Source organism: Pseudonocardia sp. C8 (assembly GCF_014267175.1).
Classification (GTDB): domain Bacteria; phylum Actinomycetota; class Actinomycetes; order Mycobacteriales; family Pseudonocardiaceae; genus Pseudonocardia.
Window position 1 is genome coordinate 115528 of record NZ_JACMTR010000001.1, and the last position, 19046, is coordinate 134573.

Consider the following 19046-nt stretch of genomic DNA (forward strand, 5'->3'; position numbering starts at 1 on the left):
TGGAAGGCGTTCACGGCGTGCACCGCGCGGCGACCGGCCCGGCCGGGTCGAGCTCGGCGTCGAATCCAGCACAGCGGGTCGTGCTCGACCTGGCGACCTACGCCGCGCTCGTTCCGGCCGCCGCCCGCGCCACCGCGTCGGACGGCATCGGAAACGGCGGAGGCGAGGACGCGATGAGGCACCAGCGAGGACTCGCCGGCGGGGTCAGCGGGCCCTTGCCGCGGCAGCGTTGCGCGCCGGTCAAACGCCTGAAGGCTGTCTCGTCACACCCCGTTACCTTCTTGATCAAGCCCGGTGAGGGCTTGCAGGCCGCCGGCCGCGGTATGACTTGTTGCCCCTGTCGCTTGATGATCTGGGGGTGTTGTCTGTCGCCGCGGCCGGAGGACGCCAACGACCGCTGATAGAGACCTGACCGCACGCCGGTCTGCTCGCAGGCGTGGCTGCCGGCGCGGGTGCTCCAGGTCGGCCTGCCGCGACGAGAAGTGAGCGGCCGTTGCCCGATCCTGATCAGCCTCCGACCGGGTACGCGGTGTTCTGCGGCCTCGACGTCGGCAAATCCGAGCACCACGCCTGCGCACTCGACACCGAGGGCAGGCGCGTACATGACAAGGCGCTGCCCAACGACGAGACCTCGCTGCGCGAGGTCCTGGCCGTTCTTGCCGAGCGGGGCCCGGTGCTGGTGGTAGTCGACCAGCCGGCCTCGATCGGCGCGCTGGCGGTCGCGGTCGCCCGCAACATGGGCATCGACGTGGCCTACCTGCCCGGGCTGGCGATGCGTCGCATCGCCGACCTGCACCCCGGACAGGCCAAGACCGACGCCCGCGACGCGCACGTGATCGCCGAGGCCGCCCGCACCATGCCGCACACCCTGCGCCGGGTCGGCGCCGACGACGAGACCCTCGCCGAACTCAGCGTTCTTGCCGGCTACGACGACGACCTGGCCGGGCAGTCCACCCGGCTGACGAATCGGCTGCGCGACGCGCTGCTGCACGTCCACCCCGCACTGGAGCGGCTGCTCGGCCCGCGCCTGGACCGCGGTGGAGTGCTCGACCTGCTCGCCGCCGCGCCGACTCCGCAGGCACTGCGCGACCTCGGTGTCGACGGGATCGCCGAGACGATGCGACCCCGATCGCCTCGCCTGGCCCGCACCCTGCCCGCTCAGATCCTGGCCGCGCTCGACGCCCAGGGCGTCGTCGTCCCCGGGACCGCGGGGTTTGCCCGGGTGATTGCCGGGGTCGCGACCCAGCTGCGCGACGTGCACCGTGAGCGTGACGATCTTGCCGCCGAGCTCGAGGCCCGCCTGGAGGCCCACCCTCGTGGACCGGTCCTGACCTCGATGCCCGGACTCGGGGTCAGGACCGCCATCAAGATCCTCACCATCGTCGGCGACGGACGAGCGTTCCCCACCGCAGGACACCTGGCCGCCTACGCCGGTCTCGCACCCGTGACGCGTCGCTCCGGGACGTCGATCAAGGGTGAAACGCGCTCCCAGCGCCGGCAACCACGCCCTGAAATCGGCGCTGTTCCTCTCCGCGTTCGCCGCGCTGGCCGACCCGGCCAGCCGCACCTACGACGACCGCAAACGCGCCCAGGGCAAGCGACACAACGCCGCCCTGATCTGCCTGGCCCGACGCCGCACCGACGTCATCTACGCCATGCTCCGCGACCGACGTCCCTAAGGCCGCCGGCAGTCCGCATGAGGTCGTCTGACCTCCAGGAGCTCCTCGCTAGGCCAATGGCCCGGCCAACATGCTCCGGGAGAGTCGCCCATTGTGGGGCAACCAACTGTATTCCACGATGCGGAATCCCGGAGCCTCTACGTGGAAGATAACTCTTGCGCGGACGTGATGCGCGCCATACCCTCCCTCTTGGCGTCTTCTTGGTCTGACCACCATCCGACCTCGCCGCGTGCTCCCAGCACGTGTTGGGCGAGAGACCGCAGCGCCTCTGATCTCGCCAGGGCGCCGCATAGGGGCAGCCAGCAGCACCGCGAATCTCGAAGGAGAAACTCCCGATGACCGTGAGTGACCCAGATTCCACGGCAAACACTGACTCGTCTGGAGGTAAAGTCGCCCCGCCGACTCTGCCTTCAGGCTGGCGTGGGTACGCCCGGCAAATAGGCCCCGGAATTTTTGCCGCGATGACGCTGCTTGGAAGCGGCGAGCTGGTAGACGTAGCAGTAGCCGGGGGCAACTATGGTTACGCCCTGCTGTGGGGATTCGCCCTCGTCCTCCTCAGCAAGTTCTTCTTCATGTTCATGACATCAAAGTACCAACTCCTCAACACAGATCAGCTCACTATCATGCAAGGCTTTGCGAAACTCGGCAAGCCTTACCCGCTGCTGACCGGCCTTGGGCTCTTCCTTGGAATTTTCGCCTACGGGTCATTCTATTTTCCCGCCGCTGGCACGGCCCTCGCACAGCTTGCGGGTTTTGGAGGGGAAGACTGGGCTAGATTTATCGGCGCGTTGGCGACCCTAATACTCGCCGTGGTGACACTTAAGGCGAAAAAGCTCTATCAGGCCGTTGAAAATGTCTCGCGTCTGACAATTCTGGTGCTGGCATTGACATTTCTGTTCGTGGCAATCGCCCAAGCCCCAGCCGTCGGCGAATTCTTGCGCGGATTCCTGTTTAGCCTGCCCGCCGACACCGGAGTATTCGGTTCGATTCTGATTATTGTCGCGCTTGTCGGTGTCGCTGGCGTCACGCCGGCCGCTATCGTATACAATTACGCAATTTATGAGAAGGGATGGCGTAGCCACCGCTACCGGAAGGTACAGGTGCTCGACCTGTTAGTCGCGATAACCGGGGTTGCAATCATTGATTTCAGCATCTGGGCGGTCGCCGCTGAGAACGCACATGGCAAAGGCTTCGCGATCAGTGGCGTCGATGATCTATCCAGGCTTATGCACTCCGCAGTCGGGACAATCGGCCCTCCGCTCCTGTGGATTGCCGTGTTCTTCGCTTCCTTCAGTTCGATCATCGGCACGATTTTCCTATTTAGTAGGACCGTTGTGGATGCGATCCATAACGCATTCCCTACGCGTCGTGACCGGTACGGCAAAATTGACCGAGACCCGATCGTCAAGTGGCTATCCGGTCTCGGTCTGACACTTCCGATCGTCTTTGCAACACCCTGGGCACCGAGCACCGTTGTACTCGCAGTCGTGGCAGTGACGATCCCGCTAATATCCACCCCGGTCATGCTCCTGGGGACCTTCCGGCTCACCGCCAGCGCCAAGTTCCTCCCACAGCGGTTCGTGCGAAAATGGCAGAGTGCTGTGCTCCTGGTCCTCATTGTTCTGGCGGTGGCATCACTTGGGGGCGCCGCAGTCGGCCTTTACAGTACGATTGCCACGATATTTGGTTAGCTTAAATATGATTGAATTGCTGGCTGCGCCCGGCAGGTTATCACGTAGGTTGTCGACTCCACGGTGGGAGTAAGTCTTTGCCGTGCGTCCAGCAGACAGGAGGTGGGCTCGCGCAGCGGCACGTGGCGGCGCACCGGGGGCGCGTCGTATACCTCGAATAGCTCCGTGGGTGTACGGTGATCGATCGGGGCATGATGATCCGTTTCTGGTCCGCCCGGCCGGTGGCGGTACGCAGAGTTTGCCCGGATATTTCGCGGATGCGCGCGAGTGATCGTCATCGGTCGTACCGACGGTCAAGGGATGATGATTCCCGCACCACCGCCGGCGCAACGCGGCTCCGCGGCGCAGTATCAACCTGGGGTTCCAGACGGCATCAACGCATTGTGAACGACGAATCCCGCCAAACCTCGGGAGGTCGCCGGTGGCGAGGTGCCGTCGCAGCGCCCTCTTCAAGGGTGGTGGCAGGTGGGTCAGCGTGTAACGTTCAGTGCGGGCGCAGTGCACCCCCGGCCAGCCAGAGCGCCCGGCCAGCGCCCGTCTCACTGACGCACACCTTCACCACCGGCCGGAAGCCGGTAGCGGCACGTTTCGTCTTGCGATCGGTCGGCAGCTCCCACTATGGGGAAGAGCGGCCTGGCCGGCCTCCGACGATCCCAGGATAGGTGTGCTCCAGATGGTGGCGGAGCGCCTCGGCAGCGGCGTCCGGTTGGCGGGAGGCGATGCAGTCGAGGATGTCGCGATGCTGGGTCTGAAGCTGTACGGATACCTGCTTCCAGGGGCCGAACGACCGCATGGCGACAAGTCGGTGACGTTCGACGGCATCCCGCAACGCGCCGGTCAGGTGGCCGATCAAGCGGTTCTGGCAGGCCAAGGCGATCCCATTGTGGAACGCCGAATCGAGGGCGTTGAACTGCACAATGTCGATCCCCGGCCGGTCCATGCGGTCAAGCACCGCTGACAGCTCCGCGATGTCGTCGGGAGTGATGCGGACGGCTGCATCGCGGACTGCCCACTCCTCGACCATCAACCGTGTCTGTACGACCTCGACTTCCGTGAAGTTGCTGAGGCCGATGTGCAGTCGAAGCATGGAGCTCAGCGCGTCGGATGGCCCGCTGGCGAGAACTGGGCCCGATTCTGGGCCCGCGGTCGTGCGTTCGGCGAGGATCCCGAGTGCTTCGAGCGACCGCAGAGCCTCGCGCACCGACGCCCTGCTGACGCCCAGTAGCCCGCTGAGCTGGCGTTCTCCAGGTAGGCGGTCGCCACGTTGAAGGCCTCCGCGGCGGATCTGCGCCTCGATCTGCTCGATCACAAGCTCATGAGCGCGGGCCCGCCGGACCCGCTGCCAGCCCGTGGCGTCCGGCTGCGGAACGTCTGTCACGTCCGAGAATGTACGCTGCCCTCACGGCAGGGTCGGACCATAGGGCTGGCCTGGTCGACCCCCCGCTGTCGGCCACTGCTTGTGGTGGTGGCACCACGCGGTGTTGGGCAGCGACCGGTGAGGGTGGGAGCTTGACTGCCGGGGCTGAGGCGACCACCGCTACCATCGCAAGCACCGATACGGGTCAGCTACTACGACAGCGCGGAGTTTACCTCAGGGTCTACTCGCCGACCCTCGCAACTCGGCGAGTAGCTGGCTTTTGAATTGATGAGCAGTGTTCGCCGAGCCTCAATTTGGTGTAGCCTCGATCCAATCCGCGACGATAAGGCACTGCTGCGCGGAGGACTCCGCTCCTCTTTGGGCCTGCCATACACTTGCTGCTTTCCGCATCGTTATCCCGTCAACGCATTGACTGTGCCAATCAGGCCATGTGCTGCCCCTGCAAGCGACACGAGCACCCACACCATCATGAGCACCAGCAATGCCGATTGCCACTTACTCACAAATTTGGCAGGCATGAATCGCGTACTGCCAGTGAGTCGTATCGTACCAAAAAGCATGAAGGGCATCGCAATGAGAGGTATCGTCACGGCAACGATGGCGAGCACAACCACATTCGGAGCCCAAGGTGCAGCAAACAGAAGCGGCAGCAAAAGCCCCGTGACGGTGAGCCATCGAGTGATCGGATGGTTGTCAATATCTCCGTGCCTCCTGGAGCGCGGAAACGCACTCTGCGCGGCATCTGTGACCACCCTGCTAAAGAGATAGACGGTCCCAATGATGGACGTGAATGACGCAAAGAAGACCGCTAGCCATAGCATCGGCGGCCCGACAATGCCCACGGCGAGCTCCATGAGCCTCGACAGGTCCTCGAGGCTGCCAATTTTAATTCCGGGACCGTACGCAGTCTCGGCGGCCACGATCCAGATGCTGAGCTCGATGACGAAAATCGCTACAATCGATACGAGGAGGTCAAGCACTTGCACAGCACGGTAGCGCGGGCCACGCCAACCCTTCTCGTATATTGCGTAGTTGTAGATCACTGCCGCTGGCGTGGCACCTGCAACCCCTGTCAGTGCCACCACGACCAGAAACGAGCCAAATAGACCCTCATCGGCCGGGATACTGAACAGAAAGCCATTAACCAGCGCAATCAGGGATGGCCACTGAGAAATCGCGGTAAAGAGGAACGTTCCGACAAGCAGTAGAGTAACCAACCGGCTTACGTTCTCGAAGGCCTTGTAGAGCTTCTTTGCTCGCAGCATCAGAACGCAAAGGCATACCGTTGCTACAGAGCCGATGAATGGGGCCCACTCCGCGTCAGATCCGACGAGATGAGCGAGCGCGGCTCCAGCGGCAGGCAAGTAGAATGCACCGTATGCAAATATGCCGAGCAGTAGGCCTAGTCCGGCCGCTACTGGAAATAGCTTCCCAAGCTTGGCAAAGCCTTGCATGATGGTAAGACCCTGCTCGTTAAGAAGCTGATACTTAGACATCATGAACGTGAAGAAGAAGTTGCTGGCCTGCGCGAGCGCGAGCCCCCACAGCAAAGCATAACCGTAGTTCGCACCCGATACGGCCATGTCTATCATTCCGCCTGACCCTAGCAATGTCATGGCCGCGAACAGTCCTGGACCGATCTGTCGCACATGTGCCGCCCATTTGGTAGGCGCTCCCGCCACACCAGTTCTCTTCACAGCTGTCCATCCTTTACTCAGTCACATTGATCGGACGTTGGAGGCGCTCAGCCCTGTGTGATCTATGCGAGTCAGCACGACCGGGATGTTGCAGGGTTGAGAGACCCATAAATCGCGCACACGCGCTAGAGGCAGTTCCACGAAAGTTGCCGCATTATTGTGGTCGCTTCAGCATTTGTTCGACGAATCGGCGCGTTCCATGCAAGTTGATGCCGCGCTGTGCATCTACATGAGAATACGGCGTCTATGATCCGCTTACTGCGACCGGCATATGCTGACGTGCTTTTCGCGCTCAGGCTGCGATCGGATACTCAGCTTGTCAGCATTTCTTTAGGGGCCCCTACGACCTCGAGAACGAACACAGGCCTGCTGGGGTCGCGCGCACGGCACACACGTAGATTGACGGGTATCTGCATCCGTAATCAGCATAACCATGCCCCGACGCCATTGGAGGCATGCGAGCCGGCCGCGGAGATTACAGCGATGATGGCATATATCGCCAGGGCACCCCGCGCGATGGATGCTCTTGAGCTCGCGGATCAACGGAGCTGTGAAGAACGATCTTCTGGATCTTGTCACCGAACGGTACGAGGGCAGCAGTTGGAGAAGGCAGGTCCGCTACCGGGGTGGCGGCGTCGAATCGACGCGATTGTGACTTGCCGGTGACACGAGCAAGTGCGCGGCCTCTCGTCGTCACGGCCTCACAACTGCGCTGGTAAATCAGTGCAGCGGACGTGACTAGGTCTGGAGCTCGTTCGGGCAGGGTCATGAGGATCCTCCCTGGGACGCCTCGTCCTGAAACCCGGCCGAGGCTTGGGCACACCGTTGTGCAGCGCCCAGCCGCCTACGCCGGTAGTGAGCGCGCTTGGTCCGACCTACGTGTGGGTCCGTCCGACTCGCGGTCAGGCCATCATTGAGTTTACGACTCAGGATGGCGCCGAGCAACAGGAGATTTCGAATGCCGCGTCCGTGTTTCCGCATTGCGGAAAAGGCGGGTCGGCTTGTTGTTTGTAGGGTCGATGCTTCACCCCGCCTCACATGTTCCCCCGGGCCGCCGCCGGCCCCGTCCGGTCGTCGCAGTCGTGGCGGGGGTGTCGGCCACGGCGCTGACGGTCAGCCACGCATTGATCACTTACGTCGCCCCGCGCATGACCTGCTCGGCGCCTCGGCGGCCGTGTGCACGCCGGGCAGCTCACCGGAGGCCCCAGCCTCGGCGACGAGCTGGACGCCGCCGCGGATGTCGCGGGCCAGCGCCCTGGGGAACGTCGGCCAGACCCAGCACCCGGTAGTCGGACCGACAGCCGTCAGTCATCGCCAGGGCCTCGGTCAGCCCCGGCCGAAGGCGAGCTGGGGGCGTGAAGACCACCGACGGCACACCGGTGTAGTCGACCGGGCCGGGCTCGGACGGCCGCGCCGGTGCCGTTGTGTGCGCCCGCCCGCCCTACGCCTGCCCACCACGCAGACGAACCGCGGAGTTCCGGTCACCTCCGTGGCGGCGGAGGATTCGCGGATGGGTTGGTGCGCTGCTCCTCGTCGGCGCGGACGAAGCCGCCCTCATTCGGTCCGACCCGGCCAGGTCCCAGCCCTAGCCCGTCGGTGTGGGGCTGTCACCCGATCGCCACTAGCATCGTGTGCCCGGCCACGCGGTGTCCGCCGTCTGTGGTCACGACGATCTGCACCTTGCCGGACTCGACCGCGGTGGCGCGTTCGTCGACCACCCTGGTCCCCTCGTCGGCGAACACCCGATGCAATGCGCCGGAGACCTCGGTGCCGATTGAGTCGCCCGACGGGGGCCGCGCGCCGAGGTGGAGGAGGGCTGGGTCTGCTCCAGGCCCCACCGCCGATGACGACCGGCGAAATGGGCAGCTCGGTCAGCTCCATCGCAGTGGGCGAGGTCAGCCAGTTTCACCTCATCCAGCCGAGCAACTCGGAGCGAACGGCTCGGCACCGGTGGCGATCAGGTAGGCGTCGGCGGCAGTGGCTCCCCTCGACGGTCAGGGCTCTCCTCGTCCGTGACCCGAGCCATCGCGAGGGGACCTCGATCCGTAGGCGGCAGCCACGTCGGTGTACTTGGCCTGCCGCAGCCGCTCGACGCGCCCATTCTTCTGCCCGGCCAGCGCGCCCAGATCGATCCACCGGGCCCTGCGGACACCCAGACTCCCGGTCAAGGGGCGCCGGACAACGCCGTGTGCCGGGCGGCCGCCGCGGCGACCAGGATTTCGGCGGCACGCATCCGGCGTTCACGCAGGTACCGCCAAACGTCGCCTACTCGACCAGCACCGCTGACCTCACTTGATAATGGAATCTCCCGATTATGACAGGACAGCCGGATAGACGCCCTACTCCTTGCTGCTGCCGGGAGCTGGAGCTTTGACAACTTTGAACAGTGTGCGGAGGTCGAGCGGCGGCCGACGACCTGGACGGGGCCGTAGCGGAGCCGTCGACGCAGGTCGACGACCCCGCGAGGGTGACCACTCCCGCCGAGTATCGAAGGGTTGCTAGACGAGCCCATCGCCGGTGGGCTATACGCACAGCACGGGCAAGCTATACCTGGCAGACCTAACGCGCCGGTCTGCTGGGTCAAGGAGCGGGCGCGTCGGGTGTGGCGTTGTCGCCGGGGTCGGGGTTTTCGGAGAGTAGCCGAATCAGTTCTGCGCGTTCGGTCTCGGTGAAGACCTCCCGGATCGAGGCTGCCGCTCGGGCCGGGCTGGAGACCGCGATGCTGCGTCGCGTCCGGCGGGGTGGCTCCGGCCGCGCCTCGACGGGGCCGGGGGTGCGCTTGCGGTAGGGCGACCCCGCCGCGGCAATCGCTTGCTGTTCGTGCTCGGGTAGGGGGCCGAACTGGCGCGCCTGTTCGACCTTCAGTGTTCCGAGCTCGAGGGCTTCGCGCAGTGGTGGGATCAGGCCGAGGAGTGCGATGCGCTGGCTGACATACATCGGGGTGCGGCCGATCCGGGTGGCCAGGGCACGCTGCGAGATACCGGATTCGGTGATCAGCCGCTGCATGGCCTCCGCCTCGTGCAGTGGGCCGAGAGCCTTGCGGTGGCTGTTTTCCACCAGCATGACCTCGTACATCGACGCGACGCGGTCGTCGTTGACCATCGCGGGGATCCGGGTCAGTCCGGCGACGGTGGCGGCCCGCAGCCGGCGGTTGCCGATCAGTGCTACCCAAGATGCCCCGTCGACGGCTTCCCGCTCGTCGGGGTAGCGGTCGGCGAATGCCGCGGCCGAGCAGACCACGATCGGCTGCAGCACACCGTGGCCGCGGATGGTGGCTACGAGCTCGTAGAATTCGGCGTCTTCGTCGTCGGCGGCCGCGCGCTGGTTCAGGGGGTTGGACACGATGTCGGCCACCGGCAGCATCGCCGTGTCCGGTCCGGGCTCTGCTTCCCCGGTCCGGGTCTCGACACTTCGTAGCGTCGTCGGCGCTGGCTCGGCCGCCGACGTCGGCGGCGTGTAGTCGTCCGGGACTTCCTCGCGGGCCAGATCGGCCAGGTTCACCCGCCGGCCCACGACTCAGACCTCGCCTTCGGCGTAAACGGCGTTTACATCGCCGGCATGCCGGGGGCCGTTGCCGCCGCTGCCCAGTACTTCCAGTGCGAGGCGGAAGAAGTCCTGGCGGGCTTCGAGCGCGACCCGGTTCTTGGCGTACTGCACTACGGTGACGCCCTCGGCCGAGGCGCGGGTGTGCAGCTTGTAGTGGCGGATCACCGTGCGGAACGCCGGCCAGCCGCGGGCCTCGACGTACTCACGGGTCTGGTCCAGATCTCCCGTCCCGTCCCGTGGATCCCAGTTGTTGAGCAGCACCCGCCATGGCACTCCGGCGGGTTCAATGACCCGCTGGATCGACCGGGTGGCCGGGGAGAAGGACATTGGTTCTGGCTCCAGCGGCACGATCACGTCGTCGGCCTGGGTCAGCACGGTCTGCAGGATCGACTCGTCCTCCAGGCTGCCGGGCGTATCGACGAAGATGTGCTGGTACTGCTGGATCTCCCGCAGCTTCCCGAGTAGCTCGGGGTTGTCGTGGCACTGCTCGAAGTCGAACGGTAGCTCGTCGCCGACCCGCTGGGCCCACTCCAGCATCGAGGCCTGCGGGTCCGTCGATACCCCGAGCACTGGTGAGGCATCGGCGGTACCGCCGAGCGTGTCGGCCACCACCGCGGCCAGATTCACGGTGACGGTGGTCTTGCCGACCCCGCCCTTCTGATTGGCGATGACATGGATACGTGCCATGGAGATGTTCCCTCCGTCTGCTTCCCGCCCTCGTCCACGGGCGGTACTTCGGATCGCCGCACATGATCGCAGACCGGTCAGCGCAGTTCGGGAACATGCCCTCCCTCGGCGTGCCGGTGGCCTTCCTGGGCGTGCCGGCGGAGCCCTCTGCGGCGCCGGCCCCGTAAACGGCGTTTACACCGTGGAACTAGAGCACTCTCGGGTGACACGGTCCTGACCGCACGACTGCGTAGAAGCAAGGCGGGCAAGTCCTCCAGCCAGGTACTGACGCGATCGCACAAGCGGTGGCCCGGATTGCTGCCGATGGCCTGACCACACCAGCACCAGCAATGCCATCAACGATCGCCTGCCACGACTCCTCACGCGGGCGTAGGGCCTGCGGATGATAATTACATCGTGTCAGTTTTATGACAGAGACTCCGTACCCGGGGCCACCCTCCAGTGACGCCTCCAACTGACACTGAGCCGCCGCTGCAGGGGCGCGCGTTGGCTGGCTATCGGTCGGTCCTTCAGCTCGTCGAACACGCGCGCCCAGCGAGTCCCTATCTCGGGGACGAGGGCCATCAGCAGGTGCGCGTCCTCGGCAGGGACCTGGGGCGGGAGCGCGGCGCGGCCCCCGCAGCCACGGGTGCACCGGCCCGCGGGGTTGAGCACATCGACGACGAGCAGGCGCCCGCACCAGGCACACCCGGAGCGCTGCAAGGGGGCGGGAGCCTCACGCATGACCGTCGCGACGGTTGCCGGTGTCGGGTCGGCCGCCGTGCCGATGCCACGTAAACGCCGTTTACCGCCCCTACGGAAGGAGCCAAGGCCCGGGAGGCTGGCGAAGCGATTGGCGGTGTCCGGCCGGGCGCACGCGGCGACGGTTCGTGGCGTGCCAGGTGATAGGAGGGTTGCGCGAACCGTGTCGGAGCCAGCGTAAACGGCGTTTATATGGTGCCAGGCGGGCTCTCGGGTCGTACGTCTTGGAGCGGCCACTGCACCCGCCGTACCGCACCTACGCCGATCTCGCCTACGGCGGCAGCGGTGGTTCCGCGCCGGCGGGCTTCGTCCTCCCGGTGCGTCCGGTAGGGCTGCCGTGCCGGTTGGTGTCCAGGCCCGGCGGCGCCGGGGCGTAAACGCCGTTTATGCCGTCGTGGCGACGGCAGATGCTGTGCTATGTGCTGGGCCCGGACTCGCAGCGCGCTGCCCTCGTCGAGGAACTCATGACACGCGGGCGCAGCTTCGCCGTAGGGGCCTGCCCGCGAGAGTTGTCGGCGCGCGGGTTGCCGGCGTTGTGCCGAGAATTCGTTGCCCACGGGGAACGGCCGACGCATAAACGGCGTTTACGAGACGGCCGGGCCTTCGCGGGCAAGGGTGTTATCGCTCTGCCGTCTCGGCGGCTCGCGGTCTCGTCCGTAGTAGATGGTAAGGGCGACGTGCTGGTTGCCTCGGACAGCAGCCTGATGAGCCCGGCGCGTTCGGCGTCGGTGAGACCTCGCGGTGGGAGGCTGCGGCCAGGGGCAGGGGTGGACACCGCCATGCTGCGGCGGCGGTCGAGGCGGGCTTGTTCCCGGGAGTGTGCGGTAGCAGGCGTTGGCTTCCGGTAGGGCGGGCCCGCGGCCGCGATCGCCACTTGCTCCGGCTCGGGTACATCGCGGTTCGCCCCGATCCGGGGCGAGCGCACGTTGCGCTCGCTCAACCAGCGGGTCGTCGACAACGACAGCGCAGTGTTCTACGAGCTCGTCTCGACCATCCGCGGGCCACGGGGACGGGCCCAGCTGCGCCAGGTTCACGCGTCGTCCAATCGCGCGTCGTCCAATCGCTCAGCCCGCACCGTGGGCGTAAACGCCGTTTACGTCGGATAGGTGGCGTGGCGGGCCCCCGGAGGTCTCACTGCCGAGGACCTCGAGAGCAAGGCAGAAGAAGTCCTGTCGCGCCTCCAGCGCCACGTGGTTCTTCGCGTACCGCACGACCGTGACTCCCTCAGCGGAGGCTCGCGTGTGCAGCCTGTGGTGCTGGATCACCGTGTGAAAGCCCAGCCGGCGACGTGCCGTGACCAACTGGCGGGTCTGGTCCAGGTCCCCGGTCCCGTCTCGCAGGTGCCAGTTGTTCAGCAGAACGCACCATGGCACGTCGACGGGTTCAATGACCCGCTGGATCGAACGGGGCTGTCGGGGAGAGCAACGTTGGCTCGGGCTCCAGCGGCACGATGACGTCATCGCCTTCGGCAATGAGGGGCATCGGCGCGCCGCGACGTTGACGGTGAAAACGCCGTTTACGGAGCCGGAGGCCAGGACCTCGGCGGTGTGCTCGCCCAGCGCGGGCGGCGGCCCGATCGCGGCGCTCCTGGGCCGGTGCCACCTGCCCGACCAGGTGCTCCGGGCCAGCGACGGGTACGTGGCGATGGCCGCCGGCAACGACGGTCTCTGGCCCTCGAGCGATGCCACCGGCATCGTGCCCGGCGCGCCTTCGCCGCCGGCGCCTCTCGATCCTGACCGGGACGGCGCGCTCTCGCGCCGCGACCGACAGACGGCGAAGCCTGGAGCCCTGATCGAACAAATGTTTGGATATTGGTTGCCTTCGCGGGTCACGCGAGCTGGCTCCCAGCCGATACACGCCCCGCTGTCGGTGCCGGTCTCTACAATCAATCTGCTTCGTGCTCACGTTTCGGCGTCGACGGGGGAGGTGGCGCACGTGGCCAAGTTTGTGCGGCATGGGCGCTTCGGTGAGACCCACGTTGAGCCGACGGTGCTGTTCGACGGGACTGATCCTGCGGCCGCCCCGCCACCGGATGCGCATGATGTGCAGTTCCGCGCGCCGGTGTCGCTGTCGGTGATGCTTGATGGGATGGCCGAGGCCGATCTGGACCATGAGGTGGCCGCCTGGGGGCGGGCCTACAGCGAGCTGCTGACCGGGCTGCTGCGCGAAATTCAGCGTTCGTGTGGCTGGGTGGTTGACCCGGCCGCGCCGGCGGTGTTGGTGCCGGGTCGGCTGGCGTTGGCGGCGGTGGTCGAGCCGCACGTGCCCGGGTTCGCCCAGGCGCGCTGGCACGGTCACGTCTATGTCGGTGCCACCGCCCCGGTACTGGCAACGGGTGAGCTGTCGACGGTCCCGGGTGACTGGCTGCAGGAAGGGATCTTCTCCATGCAGTCGGAGCATCTGAACGCCGTGGAGGACCTCGCCGAGCGCGAGTTCGGCGTGACCTGGGGGAAGGCGCAGCTCGGGGCCGCGAAGCGCGAGATCGTGGAACCCCCGTGGCACGAGTACATCGGTGATGACGACCGTGGGGTGTGCCCGGGGCCGTGGCCGACCACGGGTGCCCGGGTGCTGGCCGACGAGCGATTCTTGCGGCTCTCGGCCGAGGCCGAGGCCACGACCCGCGCCGATCTGGAGTCGGGCCGGTACGACCCGCGCCCGGACTGGCGTGTGGCGCGGGAGTTCTGGCTCAGCGCCTTCACCCGCTGACGCCCCTGGCCCCGGCCCGCCACGGGCCGGCCCGATCCGGAGCGCCACCCGTGCGCTGACCCCGTGGTGCGATCGATCCTAGTAGTCGTCGTCGGGGTCGTAGCCGTACTCGGCGTGGTCATGGCCAGGGTCGTCGTGGCCGAGCTGGTGATCGAAAGCGCGCCCGCCGCGACTGTGCTGCTGGCCGGTGCGCCGCTCGGCTTCGAGGGCCAGCTGGTCGCGGTGGGCTCGTGCGGTGTAGGCGTCGCGGGCCGCCTGCCGGGGATCGGGCTCGCCGCGCTCCGGAGCGGTGGGGCGGTCCTGCCCGAGGGCTTGGTCGCGCGCGGCCGCGCGCAGCTGGGTGAGTGCGGCCGTGGTGCGGGCAGCGGGGTCCTCGCCGGGGTCGGCCTCACCATTGTAAGAGGGCTCGGTGTCTACGTCGTGCTCGAGCACCGTTCCGGGAGCCGGAGTGACCGGCTGGTCCGGCGGCCCGGCCGCGTCCATCGCCGCCACAGGGGCAGCGTCCGGCTCGGCCCTGGGGTCGCCGATGGCCGAGGTCAGCGACTCGTGCTCCTCCTGCGGCGCGACGGTGGGCGCGTCCGTGCCTGGGTCTGCCACCTCTGGTGCCCCGACTTGGCTGGCCTCGGCGGCCGCCTCGGGGCTGGGTGCGGCCTCGAGCAGGTCGAGTTGTTCGCCGCGCTCGGGTCGCTGGCCGGGGAGGGGGCGCCAGGCCGGCAGGTTGCGGCGCTCGAGTTCGGTGGCCGCGGCCTGGTCGGCCTCACGCAGTGGAGCGACCTGTTCCCACCACCGCTGCCGCGCCTCGTACTCGCTGGCCAGCGCGGCGGCCTGCTCGGAGTAGTCCTCGGCGAGGTCCTGGTAGCGCTGGGCGGTGTCGAGCAGTTCGGCGCGCCGTTCCGGGGTGTGTTCGTCGGTGAGGGCTTCGGCGCGAGTGATCAGGGCGTCGTCCCGGATCTCAGCGGCCAGCCGTTGGGTGGAGGCCAGTTCCTCGCCGACGGGACGGGGCCCGTATTCGTCGGCGTGATAGAGCGCCAGCGCCCAGGCCTCCCGGGCTCGGTACAGCTCGCTGGTCTCCTTCTGTTGCCAGGCGAGCGCGGCTGGGTCCGGGTCCAGGGCTTCGGTCGCTGAACGCCACAAGGCGTAGGCGAACGGCTGCTGTGCCGGCGGTGCCTCACCGAGCGACGACTGGTGGTCAGGGACACCGCGGTACTCACGGTAGGCCGCGATCAGTCCGGCCCGCCGTTCCCAGTCGGCGCGCTGCTCGGGTGCCGCCTCCGCGTCGGGAATCGCGGGAAGCCGGTCATGCGCCCACTGCGGCGGCTCGGCCGCGATCTCGGCCCCGAGAACTTGCTGCCGTTCCACAGCGCGGTCGCCGAGCCGCTCGAGGTAGTCGCGGACCGGGCCGGGGGCCAGCGTCTCGGCGACGGTGTCCCACTCCGGGCCGTGGGTGGCGGTGTGCTCGGGTTCGCGGTCTTCGAGAAGTCGGCCGATGCGCCAGTGCAACACCTGGGAGACGGCCTGGGCGTCGTCGAAACCGCGCATGGCTATGGCCTCGGGCACCAGCGCCCTCGGGTCATGCCCGTCGAGCTCGGCGGCATAGACCCTGGTCAACAGCCGGCCGTAGGCGTCCTCGCCCTGCAGGCGTTCGGCCAGATCGTCCGGCAGCAGTTCGGTGAGGATCTCGGCGTTGCGGGTGCCGGAGGCCCGCATGCTGACCTGGTTGATCAGCGCGCCGAGGGTGGCGAACGACTGCACGTCGTGCTCGGCGCTCTCGCGGAGGGTCAGGGCGGCCTGGTCGATGTCGCTGCGGGCCAGCAGGTCGGCCAGCCCTTGCGCCGCCGTGTCCTCGATACGGCGTTGGTCGTGGGCGTCCGGGGCCTGCTCGGTGACCAGGTAGAGCAGGTTGTACTCCCGGCCGCGAGTGATGGCCGGGTAGGCCGACTCCCGTGTGGCGTCCCGGTCGATCAGCGCGCGGGCAGCCTGGACGGTGACGCCCTGGGCGGAGTGGTTGGTGACCGCATACGCCAGCGTCACGTGCTCGCCGACATACTCCCTTGTTAGGTGTGCGATCGCGCCGTGGTCGTCCTTGGCGAGCAGCTGCCCCTGCCGGTCGAGGCCGAGCACGGTGTAGCGCTCCTTGTTCGTCACCGGCCGCAGGGCACCGTCAGGGCCGGGGTCGACGCGGAGCCGGTTGTCGTTGCAGGTGGCCTGGATCAGGTCCCCGACCCCGATCTCGTTGCAGTCGGCTGCAGTGGCCAGGACCTCGGGGCCGACCCGCCCGAGCCGGACCAGCTCGTCGTGAACCTGCCGCGACAGACGGTGTGCCATCTGGTTAGTGCCCACGATCAACAGCGCCTGTTTCCCGTCGAGCATGTCGGCCAGGTGCCCGCGCACGGCGTGGGCGGCCAGGTCGTCGAGGGTGCCGGTACGGACCCGACCGCGGTCGGTGTAGGCGGCCACCGCGGCAACGTCCCCGTCGCGCAGTTGCAGCGACGCCTCGGCCTCCCAGTCGTTGACGAACCGGTGCACCGTGTCCAGCGTCAGCGCCTCGGGCTGCCCGGCCAGATGCGCGAACATGCCCCCGGCGCCGATCGGCTGCAGCTGGTGGTGGTCCCCGGTCAGCAGGACCTTGGCCCCGGCCGCAGCGGCCAGATCGGCGATCTCGGTGATCTCGGCGGTGCTGCTCATCCCGGCCTCGTCGAGCACGATCAAGTCGCCGGGTCCGAGCCGGTCGCGGAGCTGCCCGGTGTCTGGGTCCGGTACGAACTGTCGCCGCCACTGCGCGGTATTCAGCCCCTCCAGCCCGAGCCCGGTCAGGTTCTGCGCGGCCATCTGCGCAGTCGCCAACCCAAGCACCCGGCCCCCGACTTCGTGCTGCCACGCCGAGGCGAGCGCACCGACGGTGTGCGATTTCCCGGTGCCGGCCGGGCCGACGAGCACGTCGACGGTGCGTCCGGACCCCAGCACCCCGGCGACCACCGATGCCTGATCCATCGACAGTCCCCGTGCATCGAGTCCGGCCAGCACCGCCCCGATCCGGTCACCCGCGACCCGCGCGCCGGTATCGGTGTGCGTGTAGCCCAGGAGGCGCTCTTCGTCACCGATCGCGCGGAAGGTGGCATAGCGCTCATCGATGTGAGCGCGGAACATCGACCGCCCATCTCCGCCTGGCCCGAGTCGCCGCAACTCGTCGGGTACCGGCACCGGGTCGCCAGCCGAGACCTGCACGATCCCGTAGCGGCCGGGTTCGTCCAGCACGGCGTGCGCGAGCGCGGCCACGAACGCTGGCCGCTGCTCGGCACTCACCCCGACGGCCCCGGCGTGGTCACCGAGGTGGGTATCGATGGCCGCGATCAAATTCCCGACCGTCCACGTCGCGTACCGGTCCTGCACGTCGACGATCCCGGCGGCCAAGGCCTGGTCGACCACGAACCCGAGCATGGACAACTCGTCCACACTTCCGGCCAGGCGACCGACGCTGTGGCCGTTGCCGTGGCCGTCGCTGTGGCCGTCGACGGCCTGCGCGGTGGCCGCGTGGAACGTGTCGACCTCGGCCAGCACGACCTCGGCCACCTCCCGGCCGGTCAGCTGGCCGGTCATACCCTCCGGGACGGACATCCCCACGACGGCCGGGTGGCCGCCCCCGGCCGCGGCGCCCAGCACCGCCTCGTCGACCGCGTCCAACGCCGCCGACAACCGCTCCCGACGGCCACGCTCCCCGGTCGCCCAAGCCAGCACCGCGGCCGGCCCGGCCAACCCGGTCTTGGGCATCCGGGTGTCCTTGACGGCCTGTTCGACGAGTGCCCGCTTGGCCCGAGCCCCGGGGGGCCGCCCGTGCCGGGCGGTGTAGGCCTCCACCAGCTCAGCCACACGGGGGCGCACCTTGTCGTGGGTGCGGCTGCTGGCCGCGGCCAGCAGCTCGCGGTCGAACCCGGCGATCTCCCGCGCCACCCCGTCGGCACGCATCTCGAACACCACACCGAGCGACTCGGTCAACAGCTGCTGGTAGGCCCGCGTGTACGCGGCCGCGATCGCCTCCTTGACCGGCCGGAACGCCTGACCGTCGAGCGCCAGGACCCGGCCATCGACCGTGGCCGCCCGGTTCAGCACACCGGCGTGCGAGTGCAGCTGCGGCTCCCCGTCCCGGTTGGTGTGGTGGCAATAGATGACCCCGGCCAGCCCGGTGGCCGCTTCCCACGCCCCCACTGTCCGCCCAGACGGACCGCGACCCTCGTGGCGGCCAGAGCGGACATAGGCCACGTCCGCCTCGGCCGACGACAACGCGATCCGGACGGCCTGTTCGTGCGCCACCCGGACCGCCTCCGCGCCCTCGTCATCACCAACAGCCAGCAGCGCGGTGTAGTACAGCGACACCGACTTCACCGGTGAGAACGTCACGTCGTAGTAGGCCGTCGGAGTGCGGGTGTTCTTCTTCGCCGACACCTCGAGCTCGAAGCGGCGCTCCGCCGTCGCATCCGGCTCCTGCTTGAGCGCATCGGCCACGATCTGCGCCGCCGTGCGGAACTTCCGCGGCTTCGAACCGAGGTACACCGGGGTCTTCTCCGTCGACCCTTCGACCATGTGCTCGGGGTAGCGCAGCTGCCCGAAGATCGCCCGCACGTCCCCCGCGGTGGCAGTGTCACCGGCCGCCACCGGCAGCCCGAGCGCCTCCAGCCCGCCGCCGAACCACACCCCGTCCGGCTCCCCGTGCTCAGTCGCCGAGGTCAGATACTCCGCTGCACTGGCAGTACCGTGCGAATGTCCGGCCTCGTGCTGCGGGCCATCCAGACCGGGCGATTCGACACCCTGTCCCGAATCCCGCTCCGGGGGCTGTTCAGGGCGCGAATCGCAGCCGTGCAACAGGTACTCGACAGACCCGGGCGCCATCGCGGTCACGCGTACGACGCCCATGGCGAGGAGGCGA

The 19046-nt window shown here is 67.6% G+C and carries 8 protein-coding genes and 1 pseudogene; 3 read left to right on the forward strand and 6 right to left on the reverse strand.

What is annotated here, in order from left to right; genetic code table 11:
• The first annotated feature begins 493 nt into the window (after positions 1-493).
• Positions 494-1679: pseudogene (locus H7X46_RS00545) on the forward strand (IS110 family transposase).
• Between the two features lie 335 nt (positions 1680-2014).
• Entirely contained in the window at positions 2015-3370 is a 1356-nt protein-coding gene (locus H7X46_RS00550; protein ID WP_186357521.1) for an Nramp family divalent metal transporter, read from the forward strand.
• Between the two features lie 616 nt (positions 3371-3986).
• On the opposite strand, the gene H7X46_RS30465 is transcribed toward H7X46_RS00550, so the two are convergent.
• The 5 genes from H7X46_RS30465 to H7X46_RS00570 all read right to left on the reverse strand — a co-directional run bounded on the left by H7X46_RS30465 (position 3987) and on the right by H7X46_RS00570 (position 10678).
• The gene (locus tag H7X46_RS30465) at positions 3987-4748 is read right to left on the reverse strand and encodes a FadR/GntR family transcriptional regulator (protein WP_186357522.1); all 762 of its coding nucleotides are present in this window, start codon (positions 4746-4748) and stop codon (positions 3987-3989) included.
• Positions 4749-5140: 392 nt separating this feature from the next.
• Positions 5141-6445 (reverse strand): Nramp family divalent metal transporter, encoded by a 1305-nt coding sequence (locus H7X46_RS00560; RefSeq protein WP_370588544.1) that lies wholly within the window; start codon positions 6443-6445, stop codon positions 5141-5143.
• A 1607-nt stretch (positions 6446-8052) separates the two neighbouring features.
• Complete coding sequence (locus H7X46_RS29300; RefSeq protein ID WP_255426041.1) at positions 8053-8187, reverse strand: hypothetical protein; 135 nt, start codon at positions 8185-8187, stop codon at positions 8053-8055.
• Positions 8188-9025: 838 nt separating this feature from the next.
• Entirely contained in the window at positions 9026-9958 is a 933-nt protein-coding gene (locus tag H7X46_RS00565) for a ParB/RepB/Spo0J family partition protein (RefSeq protein ID WP_370588545.1), read from the reverse strand.
• Between the two features lie 3 nt (positions 9959-9961).
• Positions 9962-10678 carry a ParA family protein gene (locus H7X46_RS00570; RefSeq protein ID WP_186357524.1) on the reverse strand — a complete coding sequence of 239 codons (717 nt, stop codon included), beginning with the start codon at positions 10676-10678 and terminating at the stop codon, positions 9962-9964.
• Between the two features lie 2127 nt (positions 10679-12805).
• Between H7X46_RS00570 and H7X46_RS00575 the strand changes: the two genes are divergently transcribed.
• Positions 12806-14125, forward strand: a complete 1320-nt coding sequence (locus H7X46_RS00575) for a hypothetical protein (protein ID WP_186357525.1) — start codon at positions 12806-12808, stop codon at positions 14123-14125.
• A 78-nt stretch (positions 14126-14203) separates the two neighbouring features.
• Here the strand turns inward: H7X46_RS00575 and mobF are convergent, their stop codons facing one another.
• Positions 14204-19033, reverse strand: coding sequence for a MobF family relaxase (mobF, locus tag H7X46_RS00580; RefSeq protein WP_186357526.1), 4830 nt, complete (start codon positions 19031-19033; stop codon positions 14204-14206).
• Positions 19034-19046 lie beyond the last annotated feature (13 nt).

Excerpts from the sequence above, each read along its gene's own strand:
- H7X46_RS00575 (WP_186357525.1), top strand. The coding sequence starts at position 12,806 with ATGACCCGCTGGATCGAACGGGGCTGTCGGGGAGAGCAACGTTGGCTC.
- H7X46_RS00550 (WP_186357521.1), top strand. The coding sequence starts at position 2,015 with ATGACCGTGAGTGACCCAGATTCCACGGCAAACACTGACTCGTCTGGA.
- mobF (WP_186357526.1), bottom strand. The coding sequence starts at position 19,033 with ATGGGCGTCGTACGCGTGACCGCGATGGCGCCCGGGTCTGTCGAGTAC.
- H7X46_RS00570 (WP_186357524.1), bottom strand. The coding sequence starts at position 10,678 with ATGGCACGTATCCATGTCATCGCCAATCAGAAGGGCGGGGTCGGCAAG.